This is a genomic window from Pseudomonas sp. AC532 (genome assembly GCF_979258965.1).
This window is the reverse complement of sequence record NZ_OZ409888.1, coordinates 2093139-2115076: the sequence shown is the minus strand read 5'-3', so window position 1 is coordinate 2115076 and position 21938 is coordinate 2093139. Positions and strand designations below refer to the sequence as shown.

Below are 21938 nucleotides of genomic sequence, written 5' to 3'. Positions count from 1 at the left end.
AGAGCCGAGATGACCGACTATAAAGCCACGTTGAATCTTCCTGATACCCCGTTCCCGATGAAGGCCGGCCTGCCGCAACGCGAGCCGCAGGTCCTGCAACGCTGGGACGACATTGGTCTGTATCAGAAGCTGCGTGAGATTGGCGCCGACCGGCCGAAGTTCGTTCTGCACGATGGCCCGCCCTATGCGAACGGCAGCATTCACATCGGTCATGCGCTGAACAAGATCCTCAAGGACATCATCACCCGCTCCAAGACCATCGCCGGTTTCGACGCCCCTTACGTGCCGGGTTGGGATTGCCATGGCCTGCCGATCGAGCACAAGGTGGAAACCACCTTTGGCAAGAATCAGCCCGCTGACCTGACCCGTGAGCGCTGCCGCACCTACGCCGGTGAGCAGGTAGAGGAGCAGAAGGGCAACTTCATCCGCCTTGGCGTGCTGGGCGAGTGGAACAACCCCTACCTGACCATGAACTTCGCCAACGAGGCCGGCGAGATCCGCGCGCTGGCGGAGATCGTCAAGAAAGGCTTCGTGTTCAAAGGGTTGAAACCGGTCAACTTCTGCTTCGATTGCGGTTCGGCCCTGGCCGAGGCCGAGGTCGAATACCAGGACAAGAAGTCCGATGCCATCGACGTTGCCTTCCCGGTCGAAGACGCCGACCAGCTGGCCGCCGCATTCGGCCTGGCCAGCCTGAGCAAGCCGACCAGCATCGTCATCTGGACCACCACGCCCTGGACCATTCCGGCCAACCAGGCGCTGAACGTGCACCCGGAATTCAACTACGCCCTGGTGGACGTTGGTGACCGCCTGCTGCTGCTGGCCGAAGAAATGGTCGAAGGCAGCCTGCAGCGTTATGGCCTGCAGGGCGAGGTCATCGCCACCGCGCCAGGCGCCAAGCTGGAGCTGATCAACTTCCGTCACCCGTTCTACGAGCGCCTGTCGCCGGTCTACCTGGCCGACTACGTCGAACTGGGTGCCGGTACCGGTATCGTGCACTCCGCGCCGGCCTACGGTGAGGATGACTTCTACAGTTGCAAGCGCTACGGCATGAGCAACGACGACATCCTCAATCCGGTGCAGAGCAACGGCGTCTACGTCGATTCGCTACCGTTCTTCGGCGGCCAGTTCATCTGGAAGGCCAACGCCAACATCGTCGCCAAGCTCGAAGAAGTCGGTGCACTGCTCAGGCACGAAGCCATCAACCACAGCTACATGCACTGCTGGCGCCACAAGACCCCGCTGATCTACCGCGCCACTGCGCAGTGGTTCATCGGCATGGATAAGCAGCCGAACGAGGGTTCGACCCTGCGTGAGCGCTCGCTGGCGGCCATCGAAGACACTCAGTTCGTACCCGCCTGGGGCCAGGCACGTCTGCACAGCATGATCGCCGGCCGCCCTGACTGGTGCATCTCGCGTCAGCGCAACTGGGGCGTACCGATCCCGTTCTTCACCCACAAGGAAAGCGGCGAGCTGCACCCGCGTACCGCCGAACTGATGGAAGAAGTGGCCAAGCGCGTCGAGCAGCAGGGCATCGAAGCCTGGTTCAAGCTCGACACCGCCGAGCTGCTGGGTGACGAATCCGGTCAGTACGACAAGAGCCGCGACACCCTGGACGTGTGGTTCGACTCGGGTACTACCCACTGGCATGTGCTGCGCGGCTCCCACGCCGAGCTGGCGCACCCGACCGGCCCGGCTGCCGATCTGTACCTGGAAGGTTCCGACCAGCACCGCGGCTGGTTCCATTCGTCCTTGCTGACCGGCTGCGCCATCGACGGCCACGCGCCGTACAAGGAACTGCTGACCCACGGCTTCACCGTCGATGAGCAGGGCCGCAAGCAGTCCAAGTCGCTGGGCAACGTGGTTGCGCCGCAGAAAGTCATCGACAGCCTGGGCGCCGACATCCTGCGTCTGTGGGTCGCCTCCACCGATTACTCGGGCGAGATGGCCGTCTCCGACCAGATCCTGCAGCGCAGCGCCGATGCCTACCGGCGTATCCGTAACACCGCGCGCTTCCTGCTCTCCAATCTCAGCGGTTTCGATCCTGCCCAGCACCTGCTGGCTCCCGACGACATGCTGGCGCTGGACCGCTGGGCCGTGGACCGCGCCCTGTTGCTGCAACGCGAGATCGAAGAGGCCTACACCAGCTATCGCTTCTGGAACGTGTACCAGAAAGTGCACAACTTCTGCGTGCAGGAGTTGGGTGGCTTCTACCTCGACATCATCAAGGACCGCCAGTACACCACCGCCGCCGACAGCGTGGCGCGGCGTTCCTGCCAGACCGCCATGTTCCACATCGCCGAAGCCCTGGTGCGCTGGATCGCGCCGATCCTGTCGTTCACCGCGGACGAAATCTGGCAGTACCTGCCGGGCGAGCGCAACGAGTCGGTGATGCTCAATACCTGGTACCAGGGCCTCAGCGAGCTGCCGGCCGGTTTCGAGCTGGATCGCGCCTTCTGGGAGCGCGTCATGGCGGTCAAGACCGCGGTCAACAAGGAACTGGAAAACCAGCGCAGCGCCAAGCTGATCGGTGGCAACCTGCAGGCCGAAGTGACCCTGTTTGGCGAAGAGTCGCTGGTGGCCGACCTGACCCGTCTCGGCGACGAGCTGCGCTTCGTGTTGATCACCTCCGGCGCCAGCCTGGCACCGCTGGCCGCCGCGCCGGTTGATGCGGTGCAGACCGAGGTCACCGGTCTGAAGCTGAAGATCGTCAAATCCGGCCTGACCAAGTGCGCCCGTTGCTGGCACTTCTGCGCCGACGTCGGCAGCCATGCCAGCCACCCCGAGATCTGTGGCCGCTGTGTCGACAACATCGATGGCAATGGCGAGGTGCGCCACTATGCATAAGCCTCCCGCCCGTACCCTGGAGCTGCAGTCATGAGTGCGCGTTTCGGCAAACTTGGCTGGGTGTGGTTGAGCGTGGTGGTCTTCGTGGTCGATCAGATCACCAAGTACTGGTTCGACAACAACCTGCAGATGTACGAACGCATCGTGGTCATCCCTGATTACTTCAGCTGGACGCTGGCCTACAACACCGGTGCCGCCTTCAGCTTCCTGGCGGGTGCGGGCGGCTGGCAGCGCTGGCTGTTCAGCCTGATCGCCCTGGTGGTCAGCGTGGTGCTGATCGTCTGGCTCAAGCGTCTGAAACCGGGCGAAACCTGGCTGGCCGTGGGCCTGGCCCTGGTGCTCGGTGGTGCGCTGGGCAATCTGGTGGACCGCGTGGTGTTTGGCCACGTGGTCGATTTCATTCTGGTGCACTGGCAGAACCGCTGGTATTTCCCGGCGTTCAACCTGGCCGACAGCGCGATCACCGTGGGTGCCGTACTGCTGGCGCTGGACATGTTCAAGAGCGACAAATCGCGAGAAGAGGTGGCACGTGACTGATGTACGTATCGGCCCGGATCGGCAGGTGACCCTGCATTTCGCGCTGAAGCTGGACAATGGTGATGTCGTCGACAGCACGTTCGACAAGCAGCCGGCCACCTTCAAGGTCGGCGACGGCAACCTGCTGCCGGGCTTCGAATCCGCGCTGTACGGCTTCAAGGCCGGCGACAAGCGCAGCGTGACCGTGCTGCCGGAGCAGGGCTTCGGTCAGCCCAACCCGCAGAACGTGCAGGTCATGCCGCGCTCGCAGTTCCAGGACATGGAGCTGTCGGAAGGGCTGCTGGTGATCTTCAACGACGCCGCCAATACCGAGTTGCCCGGTGTGGTCAAAGCCTTCGATGATGCTGAGGTGACCATCGACTTCAACCACCCGCTGGCTGGAAAGACGCTGACGTTCGATGTCGAGATCATTGAGGTCAAAGCGGTCTAGGCCGTGTAGGATGAATGTATTGTCGCCCGCTAACACGGAGGCCGCGCCATGAGCGTACAGCGTTCCCCCATCGTTTCGGAGTTCGAGACTCAGGAAATGGCGGACTGCCATGACGATTGGTTTCGCCGCAAGGTCGAGGAGTCCCTCGCGGATTCCCGCGGTGTGGTCGCTCATGATCAGGTAATGTCCGATGTCGAGGCCATCATTGGCGAGGCAGAGGCTCGGCAGCAGAGTGGGGATTGATGCTGCCCATCGTCTGGCGAGCGACTGCCAGGGACGATCTTTTGCAGATCATTCGCTATATCGCCAATGAAGATCCCCTGGCTGCCAGGCAGTTGAAGGAGCGCCTGGAGTCGGCAGTGCTGCCAGTGGCCGAGCATCCCTACCTGTATCGTTTGGGTCGGGTGCCTGGAACACGTGAGCTGATCGCACATCCAAATTACATACTGGTTTACCGAGTAGCCGCTGACGTTGTGGAAGTGGTGAATGTTCTTCATGCTCGCCAACAGTATCCTTGAGCCTCTGTTCGGCGCCGCGTAATCGAGACAACCATCATGCATATCAAACTCGCCAATCCCCGCGGTTTCTGCGCCGGTGTCGACCGTGCCATCGAGATCGTCAACCGCGCCCTCGAGGTATTCGGTCCGCCGATCTATGTGCGTCACGAAGTGGTGCACAACAAGTTCGTGGTCGAGGACCTGCGTTCGCGCGGTGCGATCTTCGTCGAAGAACTGGATCAGGTGCCCGATGACGTCATCGTCATCTTCAGCGCCCACGGCGTTTCCCAGGCCGTGCGCAACGAAGCCACCAACCGTGGCCTGAAGGTGTTCGACGCCACCTGCCCGTTGGTCACCAAGGTGCACCTGGAAGTGGTCCGCTACAGCCGCGACGGCCGCGAGTGCATTCTCATCGGCCACGCCGGGCACCCGGAAGTCGAAGGCACCATGGGCCAGTACGACGCCAGCAACGGCGGCGCCATCTACTTGGTCGAGGATGAAGAAGACGTCGCCAGACTGCAGGTGCGCGATCCCGATTCACTGGCCTTCGTCACCCAAACCACGCTGTCGATGGACGACACCAGCAAGGTCATCGACGCTCTGCGCACGCGCTTCCCCAACATTGGCGGGCCGCGCAAGGACGACATCTGCTACGCCACCCAGAACCGCCAGGACGCGGTCAAGCAACTGGCCGACGAGTGCGATGTGCTGCTGGTGGTCGGCAGCCCGAACAGCTCCAACTCCAACCGCTTGCGTGAGCTGGCCGAGCGCATGGGCACCCCGGCGTACCTGATCGACGGTGCTGACGACCTCAAACGCGAGTGGTTCGACGGCGCCAAGGGCATCGGCATCACCGCCGGCGCTTCGGCCCCGGAAGTGCTGGTACGCGGGGTGATCGATCAGCTCGGCGAGTGGGGCGCCAGCAACGTTCAGGAGCTCGATGGCCGCCCGGAGAACGTCACCTTCTCCATGCCCAAGGAACTGCGTCTCAAAGCGGTGTGAGACGGCGCGGCAGCTGAGCCAGGCCAGGGCATTGCCCTGGTTTTTTCATGCTGGGTGCTTCAATTGGCGTTCAGCGTGCCCCTCCACCGGCCGGCCGTGTGCCACCGTCAGGGGATACCAGCGCGGGCCGGGATCAGGCTGTTGAGCGCTAGGCGCGGTTGCCTACCGCAATTTCCGACTTTTCGAACAGAGCCCCGAGGTACTTCAGGGCCTCGCGGCTGAGCAGGTTGGTGGGGCCGAATCGAGTGGCGGCCTGGGTGGCTATCTTCAGGAAATCCATCTTCTGCTCTCGTCCCAGGCCGTAACTGATTTTCCCCGCTGTGCGGGAAAAGGCCTGGAAGTCCGCGCCGCGATGACGAAGGTAGAAGCGCGCACCCTGCAGGGTGCCGATACGTTGATCGAGGGACCATTGCTGGCAGAGCGTGGTAATGCCCTGGACCACCTGGTGCTGCTGGTAGCCGCTGACTTCCATGATGTACAGGAGGCTGCGAAGCGCGTCGCGGTACTTTTCGGTCACGCTATCGAACGAGTGTTCGGGCGTGCCTGCATAGAGGCTTAGCAGATGCTCGTAGATGTTCGCCACGTCAGCGGAGCTATTGATGTCATGGCAGGAAATTATCCTGCCGTAGCGCAGTTCGCGGTCCACGCCCGCAGTACGGCATCGGCCGAACAGGCCGGACTCGTCGAAATAACGAACATCCACGATACCGCGGCTTTCGCTGTCGTCCGGGTTCAGGTAGCGCAGGCGCAGCACGGCCTTTAGCGGTGTCCCGCACAAACGCCATGAAGTCTCGTCGGCTTCGACGCCTTGGACAAACCCGTCTTCTACCAGGGTTTTGACTAGAGAAATCATGACCATTCCTTGGCGATGCGCATTTAATTATTCAGGGTCCCGAAGTCTGGTGGAGTACTGCAATTACCATCTCGCATGAAAGAAGCTGACTGACACATTTGTGCCTAAGTTCGATTTAAATGCGGGGCGGACACACGTTATCTGACGGCCTGTATGACAGCGCTATGGCCACTTCATTCCTGGGGCCCATATGGGCTCTCCACCGAGCGCACTGATGCCGAGGTCGATGGAGAAATGCGAGTAAAGGAAGTGCTCGCCGACCCGCTCGGGTTGACCTGAACTGCGGCAGGGCAGCGAAGCGGGGGCTCAGTGCTACAGGGGGCGGCGAGGTGGGCGGTGCAGAACCGCTGGTAGGCGGCGCACAAGCCCGGCGCTGGCCGGGTTTTCTCGCGGTCTCCCGGGTTACACCTTCCTCGCCAGCAGTGGTTGGCATCAGGCTATGATCAGCCTCCAGAACCGGATTGCCGATCTATGCCTGTCGACCTTCAAGCGCTCTATCCCAAACTGATTCATCTGATGCTGGATACGGTTTTTGTGGTCGATCCGGACAACCGCATCGTATTCGTCAGCGATGCCTGCGAGGCATTGCTCGGATACCGCGCCGACGAACTGACCGGCACGTTGATCACCCGCTACATGCACCCTGATGACCTGGCCGCGACCAAGGCCTCGATTGCCCGCGTCATGAACGGTCAGCCGCACTTCGACTTCCGCAATCGCTACATCCGCAAGGACGGCGGGGTGGTGTATATCCTCTGGGCCGCCTTCTGGTCCGAGGAGGTCGGCGCGCGCATCGGCGTTGCCCGGGATGTGACGGCGCTGGCGCATGCCGAGGAAGAACTGCGCTTCCTCGCTCACCATGACCCCCTCACCAAGCTGACCAACCGCGCACTGTTCCGTGATCGCCTGGAAACGGCTCTGCGCGCCGCGCATCGTCATACCAGTACGCTCGCCTTGCTGTTCCTGGATATCAATGACTTCAAGGAAATCAATGATACCCACGGGCACACAGCGGGGGACCAGGTGCTCTGCGAGATTGCTCGGCGCCTGCAACGTTGCGTACGCGAAACCGATACCGTCGGCCGGATCGGCGGTGACGAGTTCACCGTGCTGCTGACCGAGCTACACACGCCGCAGGCCGCCGCCGAGAAGGTGGAGGAGATACTCGCGGCGCTGGGCGAGCCGCTGAGCGATGAGTTCACGGCACCGTGCATGCCGAGCTGCAGCATTGGCGTAGCGTGCTATCCGGCAGATGGCGCGGACGCCGATGCACTGCTCGGCCATGCGGACGAGCGGATGTACCGCATAAAGCGAGCGCGTCTGCCATCGAATGGCGGCCCGTTGGGCTAGTCCCGCGAGTGAGGGACTGGCCTCTCGTCATGCCTTTTCGGAGCGGCCTCGGTGACTTGACGGTTTTTGTCGCTGAGAAGATCGTCGCCGCTGAAATCAGCCGGCACTCGATTGCCATATTGTTGATCAATGCCTGGTCCCGTTCATTTATGCCCGCCGTTGCCAGGCGATGGTGCAAGGCATCCAACAGGAGAATCGACATGGCTCACGAGCAAACCACCATCACCACACCAGACGGCCAGTGCCCGGCACACGTGTTCACACCAACTGATGGACAGGGCGGGCCGGCGGTCATCTTCTATATGGACGCTGGCGGCATCCGCCCGGCGGAATTCGCCATGGCGCAGCGACTGGCCGATGCGGGCTATGTGGTGCTGCTGCCGGATCTGTATTACCGCTACGGCGCCTACGGGCCGTTCGATCCCAAGGAGGTTTTCAAAGGCGACTTCCGGGCAGTGCTTGGACCGCTAATGGCGACTACGGGCAATGCCAAGGTGGCGGCCGACACGGATGCCTACCTCGCCTACCTGGCTCAGCGCAGCGACGTGCAGGGCGAGCGGATCGGCGCGGTGGGCTTCTGCATGGGCGGCGGCATGGCGATCGCTGCGGGCGGTTCGCGGCCCGAGCGTTTCGCTGCGATTGCCAGCTTCCACGGTGGCAACCTGGCGACAGATGCCGATGACAGCCCGCACCGCTGCGCTGGCGCGCTCGAGGCTGAGCTCTATATCGCGGCGGCCGAGCATGACGGCAGCTACCCAGCGGAAATGGCCGCGCGCTTCGAGAAGGCCATGAGCGATGCTGGCGTGACCGTTCGTTCGGAAACCTACCCGGCCAAGCACGGCTGGATGAAGCCGGACTTCCCCGTGTATGACGAAAAAGCGGCCGAGCACGGCTGGCAGCAGATGCTCGCGTTCTTCGCCCGCACCCTGGCGCGCGGCTGAATCGCAGGCACAAAAAAGCCGGCTCGTGGCCGGCTTTCGTAAGGCAGGTTGTGCTTACTTTTGGTAAGCCGCAACCGCCTTGGTGATTTCAGCGCGGGCCGCTTCTGCGTTGCCCCAGCCTTCGACCTTGACCCATTTGCCTTTCTCGAGATCCTTGTAGTTCTCGAAGAAGTGCTTGATCTGCTCGATCAGCAGCGGCGGCAGGTCGGTGTATTCCTGGACGTCTTTGTAGATGGTGGTGAGCTTGTCGTGTGGCACGGCGATCAGCTTGGCGTCGCCACCGGCTTCGTCGGTCATGTGCAGCACGCCGACCGGACGGGCGCGGATCACCGAGCCTGGCGCGACCGGGTACGGAGTCACGACCAGCACGTCGAGGGGGTCGCCGTCGTCGGCCAGGGTGTGCGGGATGAAGCCGTAGTTGGCCGGGTAGAACATCGGAGTGGCCATGAAACGGTCGACGAACAGGCAGTCGGTGTCGTGATCGATTTCGTATTTGATCGGCGCGTGGTTGGCCGGAATTTCGATAGCGACGTAGATGTCATTCGGCAGGTCTTTACCGGCCGGAACCTTGCTGTAGCTCATGGGTGACTCCCTGATGTGGGCCAAAAAAGTGGCCGGATTATAGGTGGATTCCCGCGTCGTTGCCATTACAGCCATTGGTCGTAATGGGCTCGGCGGGGCTGCTGTCCTGATAGTCCGGGTGTTCGACCTGCAGGCGGCGTAAACGTGCCAACGGGTCTTGCCGATAGAACAGGCGCAACTGCGTATAGACCGCCGGGAAGGCCTCGTCGAGCAGGTCGGGGGCGTTGAAGAAATACTCGCTGGTCACCGCGAAGAACTCGGCGGGGTTTTCCGCGGCGTACGGGTCGAGTGCGGTCTGCGCGTCCGGGTCGGCATCCAGCGTGGCGTTCATGCTGTCGAAGGCCTGCTGCATCGCCGCCGCCCAGTCCGGGATGGACATGTCGCGGTGCAGTGGCGGCAGGCCGTTGGCGTCGCCGCCGAGCATGTCGAGCTTATGGGCCAGTTCGTGGGCCACCAGGTTGTAGCCTTCCCAGCCACCGCTGGCCTGCACACCGGGCCAGGCGAGAATCACCGGGCCCTGCTGCCAGGCCTCGCCGCTGTGCTCGCCGTCCCACTCGTGCTCGATGCCGCCCGAGTCGCGATAGCGCTGCGGGCTGACGAAATCGTCCGGGTAGAGGATCACCTCATGGAAGCCCTGGTACCAGTTCAGGTCGGCCAAACCGAGCAGCGGCAATTCGGCGAGCGTGGCCAGGGCCAGGCGGTCGTCGTTGTCCAGCTCCAGGCCGGGCAGGGTGGTCAGGTGCTTGTTGTGCAGAAACAGTACGGCGCGCTCGCGCAGGCGCTGCTCCTCTTGCGCACTGAGGCCGTCGAGAATCGGCAGGCGCTGGCGAACCACGGCCCAGCTGTCGTCGCTGACCGGATGACGGGAGAGGATGCGCTTGCGGCGCCAGGCGCTGAACGACCACATGGCTGGAGCTCGATGACAGGGTGGCGTCACCTTAAGCAGGCCATGCCCTTATCGCAAGGGTGCAGGCGGTACTCGCTGTTGAGTGATGTTGCGGCGGCTGAGGGGCTGGCGCAGCCGCTAGCGCTCGGGGCGCGGGCGTTGCTGTGCTAATCTGCGGCGATGTTTTCGCCCGGCCCGCCCGACCTTCGGCGCGCCTGTTTTCGAGGTTTTCATGCATATCCACATTCTCGGCATCTGCGGCACTTTCATGGGCTCGCTCGCCGTGCTGGCCAAGGACCTGGGCCACCGCGTGACCGGCTCCGATGCCAACGTCTACCCGCCGATGAGCACCCAGCTGGAGGCGCAGGGCATCGAGCTGATGCAGGGCTACGACCCCGCGCACCTGCAGCCGGCGCCTGATCTGGTGGTGGTAGGCAATGCCATGAGCCGCGGCAACCCGGCCGTGGAGTATGTGCTCAATCAGGGCTTGCCCTACGTGTCCGGGCCGCAATGGCTGGCCGACCATGTACTGCAGGGCCGCTGGGTGATGGCCGTGGCCGGCACCCACGGCAAGACCAGCAGCTCGAGCATGCTCGCCTGGGTGTTGGAGCACGCCGGCATGGCGCCGGGCTTTTTGATCGGCGGTGTGCCGCAGAACTTCGGTATTTCCGCGCGCCTCGGCGACACGCCGTTCTTCGTGGTCGAGGCCGACGAATACGACAGCGCCTTCTTCGACAAGCGCAGCAAATTCGTCCACTACCGCCCGCGCACGGCGATCCTCAACAACCTCGAGTTCGACCACGCGGATATCTTTCCGGACCTGGCAGCCATCGAGCGGCAGTTCCACCACCTGGTGCGGATCATTCCCAGCGAGGGCCTGGTGATTCACCCGGCCAGCGAAACCGCGCTGGCGCGGGTCATCGAGATGGGCTGCTGGACGCCAGTGCAGACCACCGGCGCAGGCGGCCAGTGGCAGGCACGCCTGCTGGCCGCCGACGGCTCGCGCTTCGAGGTCAGCTTCGACGGCAAGGTCGAAGGCGTGGTCGACTGGGGCCTGACCGGCCAGCACAACGTCGCCAATGCTCTGGCGGTGCTGGCAGCGGCGCGCCATGTTGGCGTGGTACCAGCGCTTGGCATCGAGGCGCTGGGGCAATTCATCAACGCCAAGCGGCGTATGGAAAAGGTCGCCGAGGTAGGCGGCGTGACCATCTACGATGATTTCGCCCACCACCCAACGGCTATTGCTACCACGCTCGACGGCCTGCGCAAGCGCGTCGGCGACGAGCAGATCATCGCGGTCATCGAGCCGCGCTCCAACTCCATGAAGCTCGGTGCTCACCGCGACGGCCTGGCCGAGTCCGCCCAGCAGGCCGACGCGGTATTCTGGTATGCGCCGCCGAACCTTGGCTGGGATCTGGCGGCTACCGTTGCCGGGGCGACCAACCCGACTCAGGTCTGTGATTCGCTGGAAGCGATCATCGAAGGCGTGAAGGCGCGGGTGCGCCCGGGCACCCAGGTGGTGATCATGAGCAATGGCGGCTTCGGCGGCCTGCACGGCAAGCTGGCCGTGGCGTTGGAGGCATGAACGTGGCCGGACCGGAGCGCATCACCCTTGCCATGACTGGCGCCTCGGGCGCCCAGTACGGATTGCGCCTGCTCGACTGCCTGGTGCGCGAGGACCGTGAGGTGCACTTCCTGATCTCCAAGGCCGCGCAACTGGTGATGGCCACCGAGACGGACGTCAGCCTGCCGGCCAAGCCCCAGGCGATGCAGGCGTTTCTCACCGAATACACCGGTGCCACCGACGGACAGATCCGCGTCTACGGCAAGGAGGACTGGATGGCCCCGGTGGCCTCCGGTTCTGGTTCGCCGACCGCGATGGTGGTGGTGCCCTGCAGCACCGGCACCCTGTCGGCCATCGCCACCGGTGCCTGCAACAACCTGATCGAGCGCGCTGCGGACGTCACGCTCAAGGAGCGCCGCCAGTTGATCGTGGTACCGCGCGAGGCGCCGTATTCGAGCATTCACCTGGAGCACATGCTCAAGCTGTCCAACCTGGGCGTGACCATCCTGCCTGCCTCGCCGGGTTTTTATCACCAGCCACAAACGGTGGACGACCTGGTCGACTTCGTCGTCGCGCGCATTCTCAACTGCCTGAACATCCCCCAGGACATGCTGCCACGCTGGGGCGAGCACCACCTCAACAGTGGCGATGACTAGGCGCACGAGCTGGCTGCTGGTGCTGGCCTGCCTGCAGTTGGGCGGCTGCGCCACTGCACGCACCCTCGACGCTGCCAAACCCGGCGCGCCGGTGGTCTACGCCGGCACGCGGCTGGACTGGTACGCACTGCAGGGCGGGTGCTGCCCGGTCGAGCGTTTCGGTGCCGAGGCGCCGCGCTATGCCGCCGTCGACCTGCCGGCCAGCGCGCTGCTCGATACCTTGCTGTTACCGCTGTCGCTGGCCAAAGCCCTGGGCATTGGTTTGCAGGTCAGGGGTGGTGGGTAGCGAAATCAACCGTTTGCCGCGACGCGGTCTGGGGCGCCGAGCGGCGTCCGCCTCGGCCCGCCGTGTCGCGCCCGGCATCCGCCTTCTGATCAGATCGGCGTCAGCAGCGATTCACCGCGAAAGTGCCGGCCGATATTGTCGAGGAACTGCGTCAGCGACTGCTCCAGCGCCTGGGGCGAGTTGCCGCCGACGTGGGGCGTGATGATCAGATTGTCGAGATCGAGCAGCTCGCTTGGCGGCAGCGGCTCGCTTTCGTAGACGTCCAGCGCGGCGGCGCGAATACGCTTGTCGCGCAGCGCCACACCCAATGCGGCGGTATCCACCACGCTGCCACGGGCCACATTGACCAGATAACCTTGCGGCCCCAGCGCGTCTAGCACGTCGGCGTTGACCATGTGCAAGGTCGAGGCACCGCCGGGAATCGCCACCACCAGGCAGTCGCACCAGCGCGCCAGGTCTAGCGCGCTGGTGAAGTACCGGTGCGGGCTGTCGGGCTTGGCCGAGCGGTTGTGATAGCCCACCGGCATGTCGAAGGCGGCGGCGCGGCGGGCGAGTTGTTCACCAATCGCGCCGAAGCCGAGAATTCCCAGGCGCTTGCCGCTGACCCCGTCGGTCATCGGCAGGGCATCACGCCAGATGCCGGCGCGGCAGGCGTTGTCCAGGCGGCGCACGTCGCGAATCGCTGCCAGCAACAGCGCCATGGCATGGTCAGCGACGCAGACAGCGTTGCTGCCGGCGCCGTTGCTCAGGGCGATGCCGCGGGCGCGGGCCGCCTCGATATCGACCTTTTCATAACCAACGCCCAGGGTACCGACGAAACCCAGCGCTGGCAGGCGAGCGATTTCCTCGGCCGTCAGGCCGATGGTGCCGATGGTCAGTACGGCCTGCACGCTGTTGCCGTGCTCGGCGATGGCCACCTCGCGGGCTGCGGCGTTCGGTGCATGGGTTACCCAGTAGTGCTCGGCGATCCGCGCCAGGCTGGCCTCGCTGAGCGGGTTGAGAATCAACAGATGGGGTTTCATGAGGTCTCCATGGTAGGCAGCCTGTAGTAGAGGGTGGGCCGCAGAGCGCGCTCACGGTAACACCACGCGCAGGCGGCTGCGCCCGCGGCTGATATCCGCCAGCAGGCGCTGTAGGGCGTCGAGGTGCGGCTGCGGAACGGCCAGGTGCAGTTCGGCGCCCTGGGCGTCGAAGGTTTCCTGCTCCAGCACCGCGTCGAAGTCGGCGAGGCGTGACTTCAGCAAAGCCAGCTCGGCGAAACCGCAATGGCAGGCGCAGGCCGTGCGCGGTATCTGTTCCTGGCGCTCGGCGTTCTGCAGGCATTTGTTGGCACTGCCGCCATAGGCGCGAGCGAGGCCGCCGGTACCAAGCTGGATGCCGCCGTACCAGCGCGTGACCACCACCGCCACGCCGTCGAAGCCCTGGGCCTCGATGGCTGCGAGAATCGGCCGGCCTGCGGTGCCGCCGGGTTCGCCGTCATCGCTGAAGCGGAACTGCTGGCCGGCTTTCCAGGCCCAGCAATTGTGCGAGGCGCTCGGGTCGCTGACCGCATCGATGAACGCCTGGGCGTCTGCTGCGCCGGTGATTGCGCAGGCCTGGGCGAGAAAGCGGCTCTTGCGGATTTCTTCGCGGTAATCGCAGGGAGCGAGGAGCACAAACGCCATCAGATGCCTGGCTGCAATCCGCAGCCCTTCAGGATGATGCGCACCAGGTTGTCGGCAGCCGCCTGGTAGTCCTGCTTGGTCAGGCGTGAGCGGCCGCTGACCCGGCAGATCTCGGACGCGAAGTCGGCGTAGTGCTGGGTGCTGCCCCAGATCATCAGGATCAGGTGCATCGGGTCGACCGCATCCATCTTGCCGGCGGCGATCCAGTTCTCGAACACCGCCGCGCGCTCGCGAAACCAGCTCCGTTGGTCTTTGCCGAAATGCTGCGCCAGACAGGCGCCGCCGCTGATCACCTCCATGGCGAAAATGCGCGAGGCTTTGGGGTAGCGGCGCGAATACTCCATCTTGGCGCGGATGTAGCGCTCCAGCGCTTCGGCCGGGTCATCCTCGACACGCAGGGTATTGAAGGCGCTGTCCCACAACGACAGGATCTTATCCAGCACAGCCAGGTAAAGGCCCTGCTTGCTGCTGAAGTAGTAGTGAAGGTTGGCCTTGGGCAAGCCCACCGCCTGGGCGATGGTGTTCATGCTGGTGCCCTTGAAGCCGTGGCGGGCGAACTCGTCCTCGGCGGCAGCGATGATCGCTTCTTCGTTCTTCTGCCGGATACGGCCAGTCGGCTTGTCGGGATTGGCGCTGGGGGCGAGGGCGTCGAGGGACATCGAAGGGTTTCCCGTTCTGATCAGAATGCACAGCGGGTGAACAGATACTCCACCGTTGCCGACGTGACAAGCGCCTGTCTCTGAAAATTACCTGGCCGGCGTCCGCTGCCGGCCGTCTCGCGGTCTAGGTGAAGGCTTGGACGATGCGCTCACGCAGCTCGGCATTGGGCAGCCGACCCTGGCCGGCCTTGAGGTTGTCGACCACATAGCGTGGGTTGGAGGTGGCGGGAATCACCGCCGTCACCGCCTCGTTGGCGAGGATGAACTTGAGCAGCAACTGCGCCCAGGAAGTGGCATCGATCTCGGTGGCCCACTGCGGCAGCGGCTGGCCTTTTACCCGGCCCAGCAATTGCGCGCGCTGGAACGGCCGGTTGATCAGCGTGGCGATGCCGTTATCGGCGCAGTAGGGCAACAGGCGCTCTTCGGCGTTGCGCTCGCCGACCGAGTAGTTGAGCTGCACGAAGTCGACCTTCTCCTTGGCCAGTACGGCCAGCAGGTCGTCGTGGGCCGACTCGATGTAATGGGTGATGCCGATGTAGCGCACCTTGCCTTGTTCGCGCAGCTCGCGCGCCAGCGCCAGTTGGGTGGTGGTGTCCTGCAGGTTGTGCACTTGCAACAGGTCCATCTTGTCGGTCTGTAGCGCCTTGAGGCTGGCCTCGAACTGCGCCAGGCCGCGCTCGCGCCCGGTGCTCGACAGCTTGGAGGCGAGAAACGCCTTGCCCTGGGTCTTGGTGCGCTTGAGCAATTCGCCAGTGACTGCTTCCGCGTTGCCGTAGCTGGGCGCGGTATCGATCAGCGTGGCGCCGCCGTTGATGAAGGCGCGCATCACCTCATCCAGATCGTCGAGGCTGTCGTCATCCATGCCGACGTTGAAGGTTTGTGAAGTACCCAGACCGATCACGGGCAGCGCCTCGCCACTCGATGGAATCTTGCGCTGCAGCAGCGGAGCTGGATTCGCGGCGAACGCGAAGCCCGGCAACAGCTGGCTACCTGCCGCGAGGGTCATCAGGGCAGCGCTACCCTGCAGGAAATGACGACGATTAGGCATGGCGTGCTCCAGCGGCTGGTTGAAGAGACAATGGCTTGAGACTAGACGCCCAGCCTCATGGATTGTCGACAGCCTGTTACCGGGTATGTCGCTAAAGGTTGACCGGCGAATAGGGAACCAACCTTTGCGGGGCTCATCACAGCAGAGCCCATCAGCTTCTCTGATACGTCTGAAATGTTCAGGTTGCCTGCCTGAACCGTTGCCTAAGGACCCTGCAGCCCGTGTTGTCTCGCCATCTGTTTTTACCCGTATTCGCTCTACTACTGGGCGGTTGTACCCAATACCGCGAAGTGCCGCCGCAAACTGCCGAAGGCCAGGCCTGCGTCCAGCAGTGCAACCAAACGCAGCGGGCCTGTGAGCGCAGTGAGGATGAGTCTTACCAAGGCTTCAAAGTCATCCATGACAGCCAGAACCAGAGTTACCAGAACTGCCTGCATTCCACCGAAGACCCCAATCTCAAAACGATGTGCCCTAAGCCCACGGCAATCGGCGGGCCTGACTACCGAATCTGCTCGGAGGTCTACAAGAACTGCTTCGTCAGATGTGGCGGCAGCTACGAGAAGGTCGAGTAAGCCCTGCATGGCAGGGTGGTGGCGAAAGCAGACGTAGGGTGGATGACGCTCTTTTCATCCACCATTGCGATCGGTGGACAGGTCGGGCCGCGTAGGTGAGGCGTCGTCCACCCTACGACTGTGGGAGCGGGCCGTGCCCGCGAATAATCACGGGCATGGCCCGTTCCCACAATGAATCACCGAACGTCCGCTTGCGCCTTATAGCCGCCAATTCGAACGCACATCTAATTGATCAAAAAGACCTCTCACGCACTCGCCGCGAGCTCCTCGAGAAAACTCTCCAGCACCAGGTGCGGGCGACGACCCTTGCGCGTGACCGAGGCCAGGTTGATGTCGTAGAAGCGTGTTTCGGCCTTCAGGGCACGCAGGCGGCCTTCCTTGATCCACGCGGCGGCATAGTGGTCCGGCAGGTAGCCGATGTAACGTCCAGTCAGAATCAGAAACGCCATGCCTTCGCGATCCGAAGCACTGGCCGTGCAGTTGAGCGCCTGGTAGTGGGTCTGGATTTCCGGCGGCAGGCGGAAGGTCGGAGCAATGGCGTCCTGGGCATTGAGCCGTGCGTCCGGCAGTTCGTGGTCATCGACATAGAACAGCGGGTGGCCGACCGCGCAGTAGAGCAGCGAGCGCTCGTCGTACAGCGTCTGGTACTCGAGACCCGAGAGGGCGCCGACCATCGGCACCACGCCGACGTGCAGACGGCCGTCGAGCACGCCCTGCTCGACCTCGCTGGGCGGGGTCATGCGGATGTGCACGCGCACCTCCGGCCCACGCTCCTTGAGGCGGGCGAGGGCACCGGTGATGCGCATGTGCGGCACCGTCACCAGGTTGTCGGTGAGGCCGATGTTCAGCTCGCCGCGCAGGTGCTGGTGCAGGCCGTTGACCTCGGTGCGAAAGCTCTCCAGGGCTGCCAGCAGTTGCTGGGTCGACTGGTACACCTCGCGACCTTCCTCGGTCAGTGCGAAGCCGGCACGGCCGCGTTGGCACAAGCGCAGGCCGAGGCGCTGCTCCAGATCGCTCATCTGCTGGCTGATCGCCGAGCGGCCGATACCGAGCACGCTTTCGGCCGCAGAAAAACCGCCGCATTCGACCACGCTGCGAAACAGCTTGAGCAGGCGGATATCGAAGTCGCTGACCTGGGCGAGGGGCTCCGGGCGTCGGGCGCTCATTGTTTAGTCACCAGTGAACTGAGGATAAGAAGAGTCAGGTTTGAGTGACTTTATGCCTGTGGCACCTTCACTGACAACCGATACGCTTCTGATAGACGGCGCGACTGCTGCGAGATTTCTCAGCCTGCCCGTCACCGGACACCCGCCACTTACGAGGCCCACCCGCCATGAACATGCCGCAGACCGCCACGCCGCCGCTGGCCAGCCAACTGAAGCTCGATGCCCACTGGATGCCGTTTTCCGCCAACCGCAGCTTTCATCGCGACCCGCGCATCATCGTCGGCGCCGAAGGCTCCTGGCTGACCGACGACGCGGGGCGCAAGGTCTACGACAGCCTTTCCGGCCTGTGGACTTGCGGCGCCGGCCATTGCCGCCCGGAAATCCAGGAGGCAGTGGCCAGGCAACTTGGCACCCTGGACTACTCGCCGGGCTTCCAGTACGGCCACCCGCTGTCGTTCAAATTGGCCGAGGAAATGGCCGAGTTGATGCCGGGCGAGCTCAACCACGTGTTCTTCACGGGCTCGGGCTCCGAGTGCGCCGACACTGCGGTGAAGATGGCCAAGGCCTATTGGCGCCTCAAGGGTCAGGCCAGCAAGACCAAGTTCATCGGCCGCGCCCGCGGTTATCACGGCGTCAACATCGCTGGCACCAGCCTCGGCGGCATCGCCGGCAACCGCAAGATGTACGGCCAGCTGATGGACGTCGACCACCTGCCGCACACCCTGCAGCCGGGCATGGCCTTCACCAAGGGCGCGGCGCAAACGGGCGGCGTCGAGCTGGCCAACGAGCTGCTCAAGCTGATCGAGTTGCATGACGCCTCGAACATCGCCGCGGTGATCGTCGAGCCGATGTCCGGCTCGGCCGGCGTCATCGTGCCGCCGACCGGCTACCTGCAACGCCTGCGTGAAATTTGCACCCAGCACAACATCCTGCTGATCTTCGATGAAGTGATCACCGCTTTCGGACGCATGGGCAAGTGGACCGGCGCCGAGTACTTCGGCGTTACACCGGATATCCTCAACGTCGCCAAGCAGATCACCAACGGCGCCATCCCGCTGGGCGCGGTGATCGCCAGCCGGGAGATCTACCAGACCTTCATGGGCCAGCCGACCCCCGAGCACATGATCGAATTCACCCACGGCTACACCTATTCAGCCCACCCGGTGGCGTGCGCCGCCGGCCTTGCGTCGCTGGAATTGCTCAAGCGCGAGAATCTGATCCAGCAGGCCGCCGAGCTGGCGCCCAAGTTCGAGAACGCCATCCACGGCCTCAAGGGCGCCCGGCACGTTCTGGACATTCGCAACTGCGGCCTGGCCGGTGCGATTCAGCTGGCGCCGCGTGACGGCGACCCGACGATCCGTCCGTTCGAGGCGGGCGTGGCCCTGTGGAAGGCCGGCTTCTATGTACGTTTCGGCGGTGACGGGTTGCAGTTCGGGCCAATGTTCAACGCCAGGATCGACGACCTCGACCGCGTGTTCAGTGCTGTCGGCGACGTGCTCAACAAGCTGGACTGATACGCCTGGCTGCATGGATTTCTATGGGAGCCCCACCCCCTTGGGCGATTGGCGCAGGCAACTCTGAGGGTGCCGTACGGCCGCCATCTTCGCGCCGAGGGCGACGCTCCTACCACCGTACAATTATCGAGGAAGTTTTATGACCACCATCCAGCACCTGATCCATGGCGAACTCACCGATGGCCAGGGCGGTCGCAGCGCCGACGTGTTCAACCCGGCCAGTGGGGAAGCGGTGCGCCGCGTTGCCCTGGCTGACGTAGCCACCGTGCAGCAGGCCATCGATTCGGCCAAGCAGGCCTTCCCGGCCTGGCGCAACACGCCACCGGCCAAGCGTGCCCAGGTGATGTTCCGCTTCAAGCAATTGCTCGAGCAGCACGAAGACGCCATCGCCAGGCTGATCAGCGAAGAGCACGGCAAGACCCTCGAAGATGCCGCCGGCGAGCTCAAGCGCGGCATCGAAAACGTCGAGTACGCCTGCGCTGCGCCGGAAATCCTCAAGGGTGAATACACCCGCAACGTCGGCCCCAACATCGACGCCTGGAGCGACTTCCAGCCGGTGGGCGTGGTCGCCGGCATCACTCCGTTCAACTTCCCGGCCATGGTGCCGCTGTGGATGTACCCGCTGGCCATCGTCTGCGGCAACTGCTTCATTCTCAAGCCCTCCGAACGCGACCCCAGCTCCACGCTGTACATCGCCCAACTGCTCCACGAAGCCGGCCTGCCCAACGGCGTGCTCAACGTGGTGCACGGCGACAAGACCGCCGTGGATGCGCTGATCCAGGCGCCTGAGGTCAAGGCCCTGAGCTTCGTCGGCTCCACGCCGATCGCCGAATACATCTACGCCGAAGGCACCAAGCGCGGCAAACGCGTGCAAGCCCTCGGCGGCGCCAAGAACCATGCGGTGCTGATGCCCGATGCCGACCTCGACAACGCCGTCAGCGCGCTGATGGGCGCCGCCTACGGTTCTTGCGGCGAGCGTTGCATGGCCATCTCCGTGGCGGTGTGTGTGGGCGATCAGATCGCCGATGCGCTGGTCGAGCGAATCGTCCCGCAGATCAAGGCCCTGAAGATCGGCGCCGGCACCCAGTGCGGCCTCGACATGGGGCCGCTGGTTACCGCTGCGGCGAAGGACAAGGTCACCGGCTACATCGACGCCGGTGTCGCCGCGGGTGCCCAGTTGGTGGTCGACGGCCGTGGCCTGAGCGTGTCCGGCAGCGAAAATGGCTTCTTCCTGGGCGGCACGCTGTTCGACCGGGTCACGGCGGACATGACCATCTACACCGACGAGATCTTCGGCCCGGTGCTGTGCATCGTGCGCGTCGACAGCCTGGAAACCGCCATGAAGCTGATCAATGACCACGAGTACGGCAACGGCACTTGCATATTCACCCGCGATGGCGAAGCGGCGCGACTCTTCTGCGACGAGATCGAAGTCGGCATGGTCGGCGTCAATGTGCCGCTGCCGGTACCGGTGGCCTACCACAGCTTCGGTGGCTGGAAGCGCTCGCTGTTCGGCGACCTTCACGCCTACGGCCCGGACGGCGTGCGCTTCTACACCCGTCGCAAGTCGATCACCCAGCGCTGGCCGCAGCGCAAGACCCACGAGGCGGCGCAGTTTGCGTTTCCCAGCAATAGCTGAGGTGGGGTGAGATAACGACAAGGCCGATCAATTGATCGGCCTTTTTATCAGTGGCGATAATCGCGTCGGCGCCCTGGGTATCGCTACGCTCAATCCAGGCTACCCACGATCCCGTAGCCCGGCGTCGAGCGAAGCGACACCCGGGGACGATTCTCATGGCGCCTTACAATCTCTCCCCCGTAAATATCTCGTCGTTCCCACCACCTGCCCAATCCGCCGGCAACTTTCCTGCCGCCACATAACGATGAAACGATGACCACGGCCAATCCACCACCCGCTCGACATGCCTATGCTTGCGCGGATTGTGGTGGATGTAGTCGACATGCCTCGCGAAGTCCTCATCGTCACGAATGCGATGTTCCCAAAATCGCCGCTGCCAGATACCTCGCTCGCCTTTACGTTGTCGGCTGGGCGATTGACGCTCGCCTAACGGCAAGGCCCTGGAAAATCCGCTCTTGATCAGCCGCCATCGCAGCGCGAAATCCGCATCGCCAGCTGGCAACGTGCAGAGCGCATGCAAATGATCGGGAAGGATGACGATGGCGTCGATTTGCCAGGGATGCAGGCGCATCACATGCGTGAAACTGCTGCGCAGAAGATCGATATGCGCAATCAGTAAATCGCTGTTGCGGTTAGCCAGATTGAGCGTGAAGAACCAGGTCGCGCCCGGCGTTGTATCGCGGCGATAAAGCACCATTGCCTGCAGTCCCTTGCAGAAAAAACACCATTCACTCTAGCCCGGGTCGAGCGCAGCGACACCCGGGAATCGGCGCCCTGGGTATCGCTTCGCTCAACCGCAGGCTACGGGCTTTGCTGGTGGTGTGGTTTTGTGGCGGCCATTCTCGAATAAGTAGCCCGGGTCGAGCGCAGCGACACCCGGGGATCGGTGCCCTGGGTATCGCTTCGCTCAACCGCAGGCTACGGGCTTTGCTGTTGGTGGGATTGTGGCGGCCATTCTCGAATAAGTAGCCCGGGTCGAGCGCAGCGACATCCGGGAATCGGCGCCCTGGGTATCGCTACGCTCAATCCAGGCTGCACTCCGCCGCCGCTTATCAACCGGTTTCGCCCTTACGGCGAGTCCCTTTTGGCAAACGCCGGATGGCCGGCCCCGCCCAAAAGGTCTGTGCCCCTGCATCCAGATTAGCAAGTAGCCCGGATATACGTAGGGTGGACGGCGCTTCAGGCTTCGCCTGGCGGTCGTATATGAAGTGCTTAAAGGGACGTGCCGCTCGTGCCTTGAGCGTAAGC

23 protein-coding genes are annotated in these 21938 nt (G+C 63.6%); 14 read left to right on the top strand and 9 right to left on the bottom strand.

Translation table 11 applies throughout. The annotated features are described in order from the left end of the window. Positions 1–9: 9 nt before the first annotated feature. From ileS to ispH, 6 genes are read left to right on the top strand one after another with little or no spacing between them, the layout of a single operon-like run. Positions 10–2844: an isoleucine--tRNA ligase gene (ileS, locus tag ACZ0AV_RS10080; protein WP_499150918.1), complete on the top strand. Its 2835-nt coding sequence runs from the start codon at positions 10–12 to the stop codon at positions 2842–2844. 30 nt (positions 2845–2874) lie between these two features. Continuing rightward, on the top strand, positions 2875–3381 hold the full coding sequence (gene lspA, locus ACZ0AV_RS10075; RefSeq protein WP_499150917.1) for a signal peptidase II: 507 nt from the start codon (positions 2875–2877) through the stop codon (positions 3379–3381). After that, positions 3374–3811, top strand: coding sequence for an FKBP-type peptidyl-prolyl cis-trans isomerase (locus tag ACZ0AV_RS10070; RefSeq protein ID WP_499150916.1), 438 nt, complete (start codon positions 3374–3376; stop codon positions 3809–3811). Before lspA ends, ACZ0AV_RS10070 begins: the two co-directional genes overlap by 8 nt. A gap of 48 nt (positions 3812–3859) precedes the next feature. Further along, positions 3860–4054: a type II toxin-antitoxin system RelB family antitoxin gene (gene relB, locus ACZ0AV_RS10065; protein ID WP_499150915.1), complete on the top strand. Its 195-nt coding sequence runs from the start codon at positions 3860–3862 to the stop codon at positions 4052–4054. Continuing rightward, positions 4054–4329, top strand: a complete 276-nt coding sequence (locus ACZ0AV_RS10060; RefSeq protein WP_499150914.1) for a type II toxin-antitoxin system RelE/ParE family toxin — start codon at positions 4054–4056, stop codon at positions 4327–4329. The genes relB and ACZ0AV_RS10060 overlap by 1 nt, the downstream gene beginning before the upstream one ends. 36 nt (positions 4330–4365) lie before the next feature. Then, positions 4366–5310 carry a 4-hydroxy-3-methylbut-2-enyl diphosphate reductase gene (gene ispH / locus ACZ0AV_RS10055; protein WP_499150913.1) on the top strand — a complete coding sequence of 315 codons (945 nt, stop codon included), beginning with the start codon at positions 4366–4368 and terminating at the stop codon, positions 5308–5310. A gap of 148 nt (positions 5311–5458) precedes the next feature. Here ispH and ACZ0AV_RS10050 read toward each other — a convergent pair whose 3' ends face one another. Then, a complete protein-coding gene (locus tag ACZ0AV_RS10050; protein WP_499150912.1) occupies positions 5459–6169 on the bottom strand; it encodes a hypothetical protein in 711 nt (236 codons plus the stop codon). Positions 6170–6634: 465 nt separating this feature from the next. Here ACZ0AV_RS10050 and ACZ0AV_RS10045 point away from each other — a divergent pair, with 465 nt between their 5' ends. Then, the gene (locus ACZ0AV_RS10045) at positions 6635–7513 is read left to right on the top strand and encodes a diguanylate cyclase domain-containing protein (protein ID WP_499150911.1); all 879 of its coding nucleotides are present in this window, start codon (positions 6635–6637) and stop codon (positions 7511–7513) included. Positions 7514–7569: 56 nt separating this feature from the next. Beyond that, the gene (locus ACZ0AV_RS10040; RefSeq protein WP_499150910.1) at positions 7570–8454 is read left to right on the top strand and encodes a dienelactone hydrolase family protein; all 885 of its coding nucleotides are present in this window, start codon (positions 7570–7572) and stop codon (positions 8452–8454) included. A 54-nt stretch (positions 8455–8508) separates the two neighbouring features. Here ACZ0AV_RS10040 and ppa read toward each other — a convergent pair whose 3' ends face one another. Together ppa and ACZ0AV_RS10030 are read right to left on the bottom strand one after the other, a co-directional pair. Then, positions 8509–9036 carry an inorganic diphosphatase gene (ppa, locus tag ACZ0AV_RS10035; RefSeq protein WP_499150909.1) on the bottom strand — a complete coding sequence of 176 codons (528 nt, stop codon included), beginning with the start codon at positions 9034–9036 and terminating at the stop codon, positions 8509–8511. 37 nt (positions 9037–9073) lie between these two features. After that, the gene (locus tag ACZ0AV_RS10030; RefSeq protein ID WP_499150908.1) at positions 9074–9943 is read right to left on the bottom strand and encodes a M90 family metallopeptidase; all 870 of its coding nucleotides are present in this window, start codon (positions 9941–9943) and stop codon (positions 9074–9076) included. A gap of 211 nt (positions 9944–10154) precedes the next feature. Here ACZ0AV_RS10030 and mpl point away from each other — a divergent pair, with 211 nt between their 5' ends. Genes mpl through ACZ0AV_RS10015 form a run of 3 tightly spaced genes read left to right on the top strand, consistent with a single transcriptional unit; the run spans position 10155 to position 12428 of the window. Next, entirely contained in the window at positions 10155–11507 is a 1353-nt protein-coding gene (mpl, locus tag ACZ0AV_RS10025; RefSeq protein WP_499150907.1) for a UDP-N-acetylmuramate:L-alanyl-gamma-D-glutamyl-meso-diaminopimelate ligase, read from the top strand. Between the two features lie 2 nt (positions 11508–11509). Further along, entirely contained in the window at positions 11510–12142 is a 633-nt protein-coding gene (gene ubiX, locus ACZ0AV_RS10020) for a flavin prenyltransferase UbiX (protein ID WP_164090966.1), read from the top strand. Then, positions 12135–12428, top strand: a complete 294-nt coding sequence (locus ACZ0AV_RS10015) for a YceK/YidQ family lipoprotein (RefSeq protein WP_092371114.1) — start codon at positions 12135–12137, stop codon at positions 12426–12428. Before ubiX ends, ACZ0AV_RS10015 begins: the two co-directional genes overlap by 8 nt. 89 nt (positions 12429–12517) lie before the next feature. Here ACZ0AV_RS10015 and ACZ0AV_RS10010 read toward each other — a convergent pair whose 3' ends face one another. The 4 genes from ACZ0AV_RS10010 to ACZ0AV_RS09995 all read right to left on the bottom strand — a co-directional run bounded on the left by ACZ0AV_RS10010 (position 12518) and on the right by ACZ0AV_RS09995 (position 15799). Beyond that, positions 12518–13450 carry a 2-hydroxyacid dehydrogenase gene (locus ACZ0AV_RS10010; protein ID WP_499150906.1) on the bottom strand — a complete coding sequence of 311 codons (933 nt, stop codon included), beginning with the start codon at positions 13448–13450 and terminating at the stop codon, positions 12518–12520. A 51-nt stretch (positions 13451–13501) separates the two neighbouring features. Continuing rightward, positions 13502–14092 carry an IMPACT family protein gene (locus tag ACZ0AV_RS10005; protein WP_499150905.1) on the bottom strand — a complete coding sequence of 197 codons (591 nt, stop codon included), beginning with the start codon at positions 14090–14092 and terminating at the stop codon, positions 13502–13504. After that, the gene (locus ACZ0AV_RS10000; protein ID WP_499150904.1) at positions 14092–14751 is read right to left on the bottom strand and encodes a TetR/AcrR family transcriptional regulator; all 660 of its coding nucleotides are present in this window, start codon (positions 14749–14751) and stop codon (positions 14092–14094) included. The genes ACZ0AV_RS10005 and ACZ0AV_RS10000 overlap by 1 nt, the downstream gene beginning before the upstream one ends. 124 nt (positions 14752–14875) lie before the next feature. Continuing rightward, positions 14876–15799 carry an aldo/keto reductase gene (locus ACZ0AV_RS09995; protein ID WP_499150903.1) on the bottom strand — a complete coding sequence of 308 codons (924 nt, stop codon included), beginning with the start codon at positions 15797–15799 and terminating at the stop codon, positions 14876–14878. A 221-nt stretch (positions 15800–16020) separates the two neighbouring features. On the opposite strand from ACZ0AV_RS09995, the gene ACZ0AV_RS09990 reads away from it, so the two are divergent. After that, positions 16021–16371 (top strand): hypothetical protein, encoded by a 351-nt coding sequence (locus ACZ0AV_RS09990; protein ID WP_499150902.1) that lies wholly within the window; start codon positions 16021–16023, stop codon positions 16369–16371. Positions 16372–16616: 245 nt separating this feature from the next. On the opposite strand, the gene ACZ0AV_RS09985 is transcribed toward ACZ0AV_RS09990, so the two are convergent. Beyond that, entirely contained in the window at positions 16617–17537 is a 921-nt protein-coding gene (locus ACZ0AV_RS09985; protein ID WP_499150901.1) for a LysR family transcriptional regulator, read from the bottom strand. Between the two features lie 167 nt (positions 17538–17704). Between ACZ0AV_RS09985 and aptA the strand changes: the two genes are divergently transcribed. Further along, a complete protein-coding gene (aptA, locus tag ACZ0AV_RS09980) occupies positions 17705–19051 on the top strand; it encodes an omega-aminotransferase AptA (RefSeq protein ID WP_499150900.1) in 1347 nt (448 codons plus the stop codon). 139 nt (positions 19052–19190) lie between these two features. Beyond that, positions 19191–20690, top strand: coding sequence for a CoA-acylating methylmalonate-semialdehyde dehydrogenase (locus ACZ0AV_RS09975; RefSeq protein WP_499150899.1), 1500 nt, complete (start codon positions 19191–19193; stop codon positions 20688–20690). A 163-nt stretch (positions 20691–20853) separates the two neighbouring features. On the opposite strand, the gene ACZ0AV_RS09970 is transcribed toward ACZ0AV_RS09975, so the two are convergent. Then, positions 20854–21387 carry an REP-associated tyrosine transposase gene (locus ACZ0AV_RS09970; RefSeq protein WP_499150898.1) on the bottom strand — a complete coding sequence of 178 codons (534 nt, stop codon included), beginning with the start codon at positions 21385–21387 and terminating at the stop codon, positions 20854–20856. Positions 21388–21938: the final 551 nt, after the last annotated feature.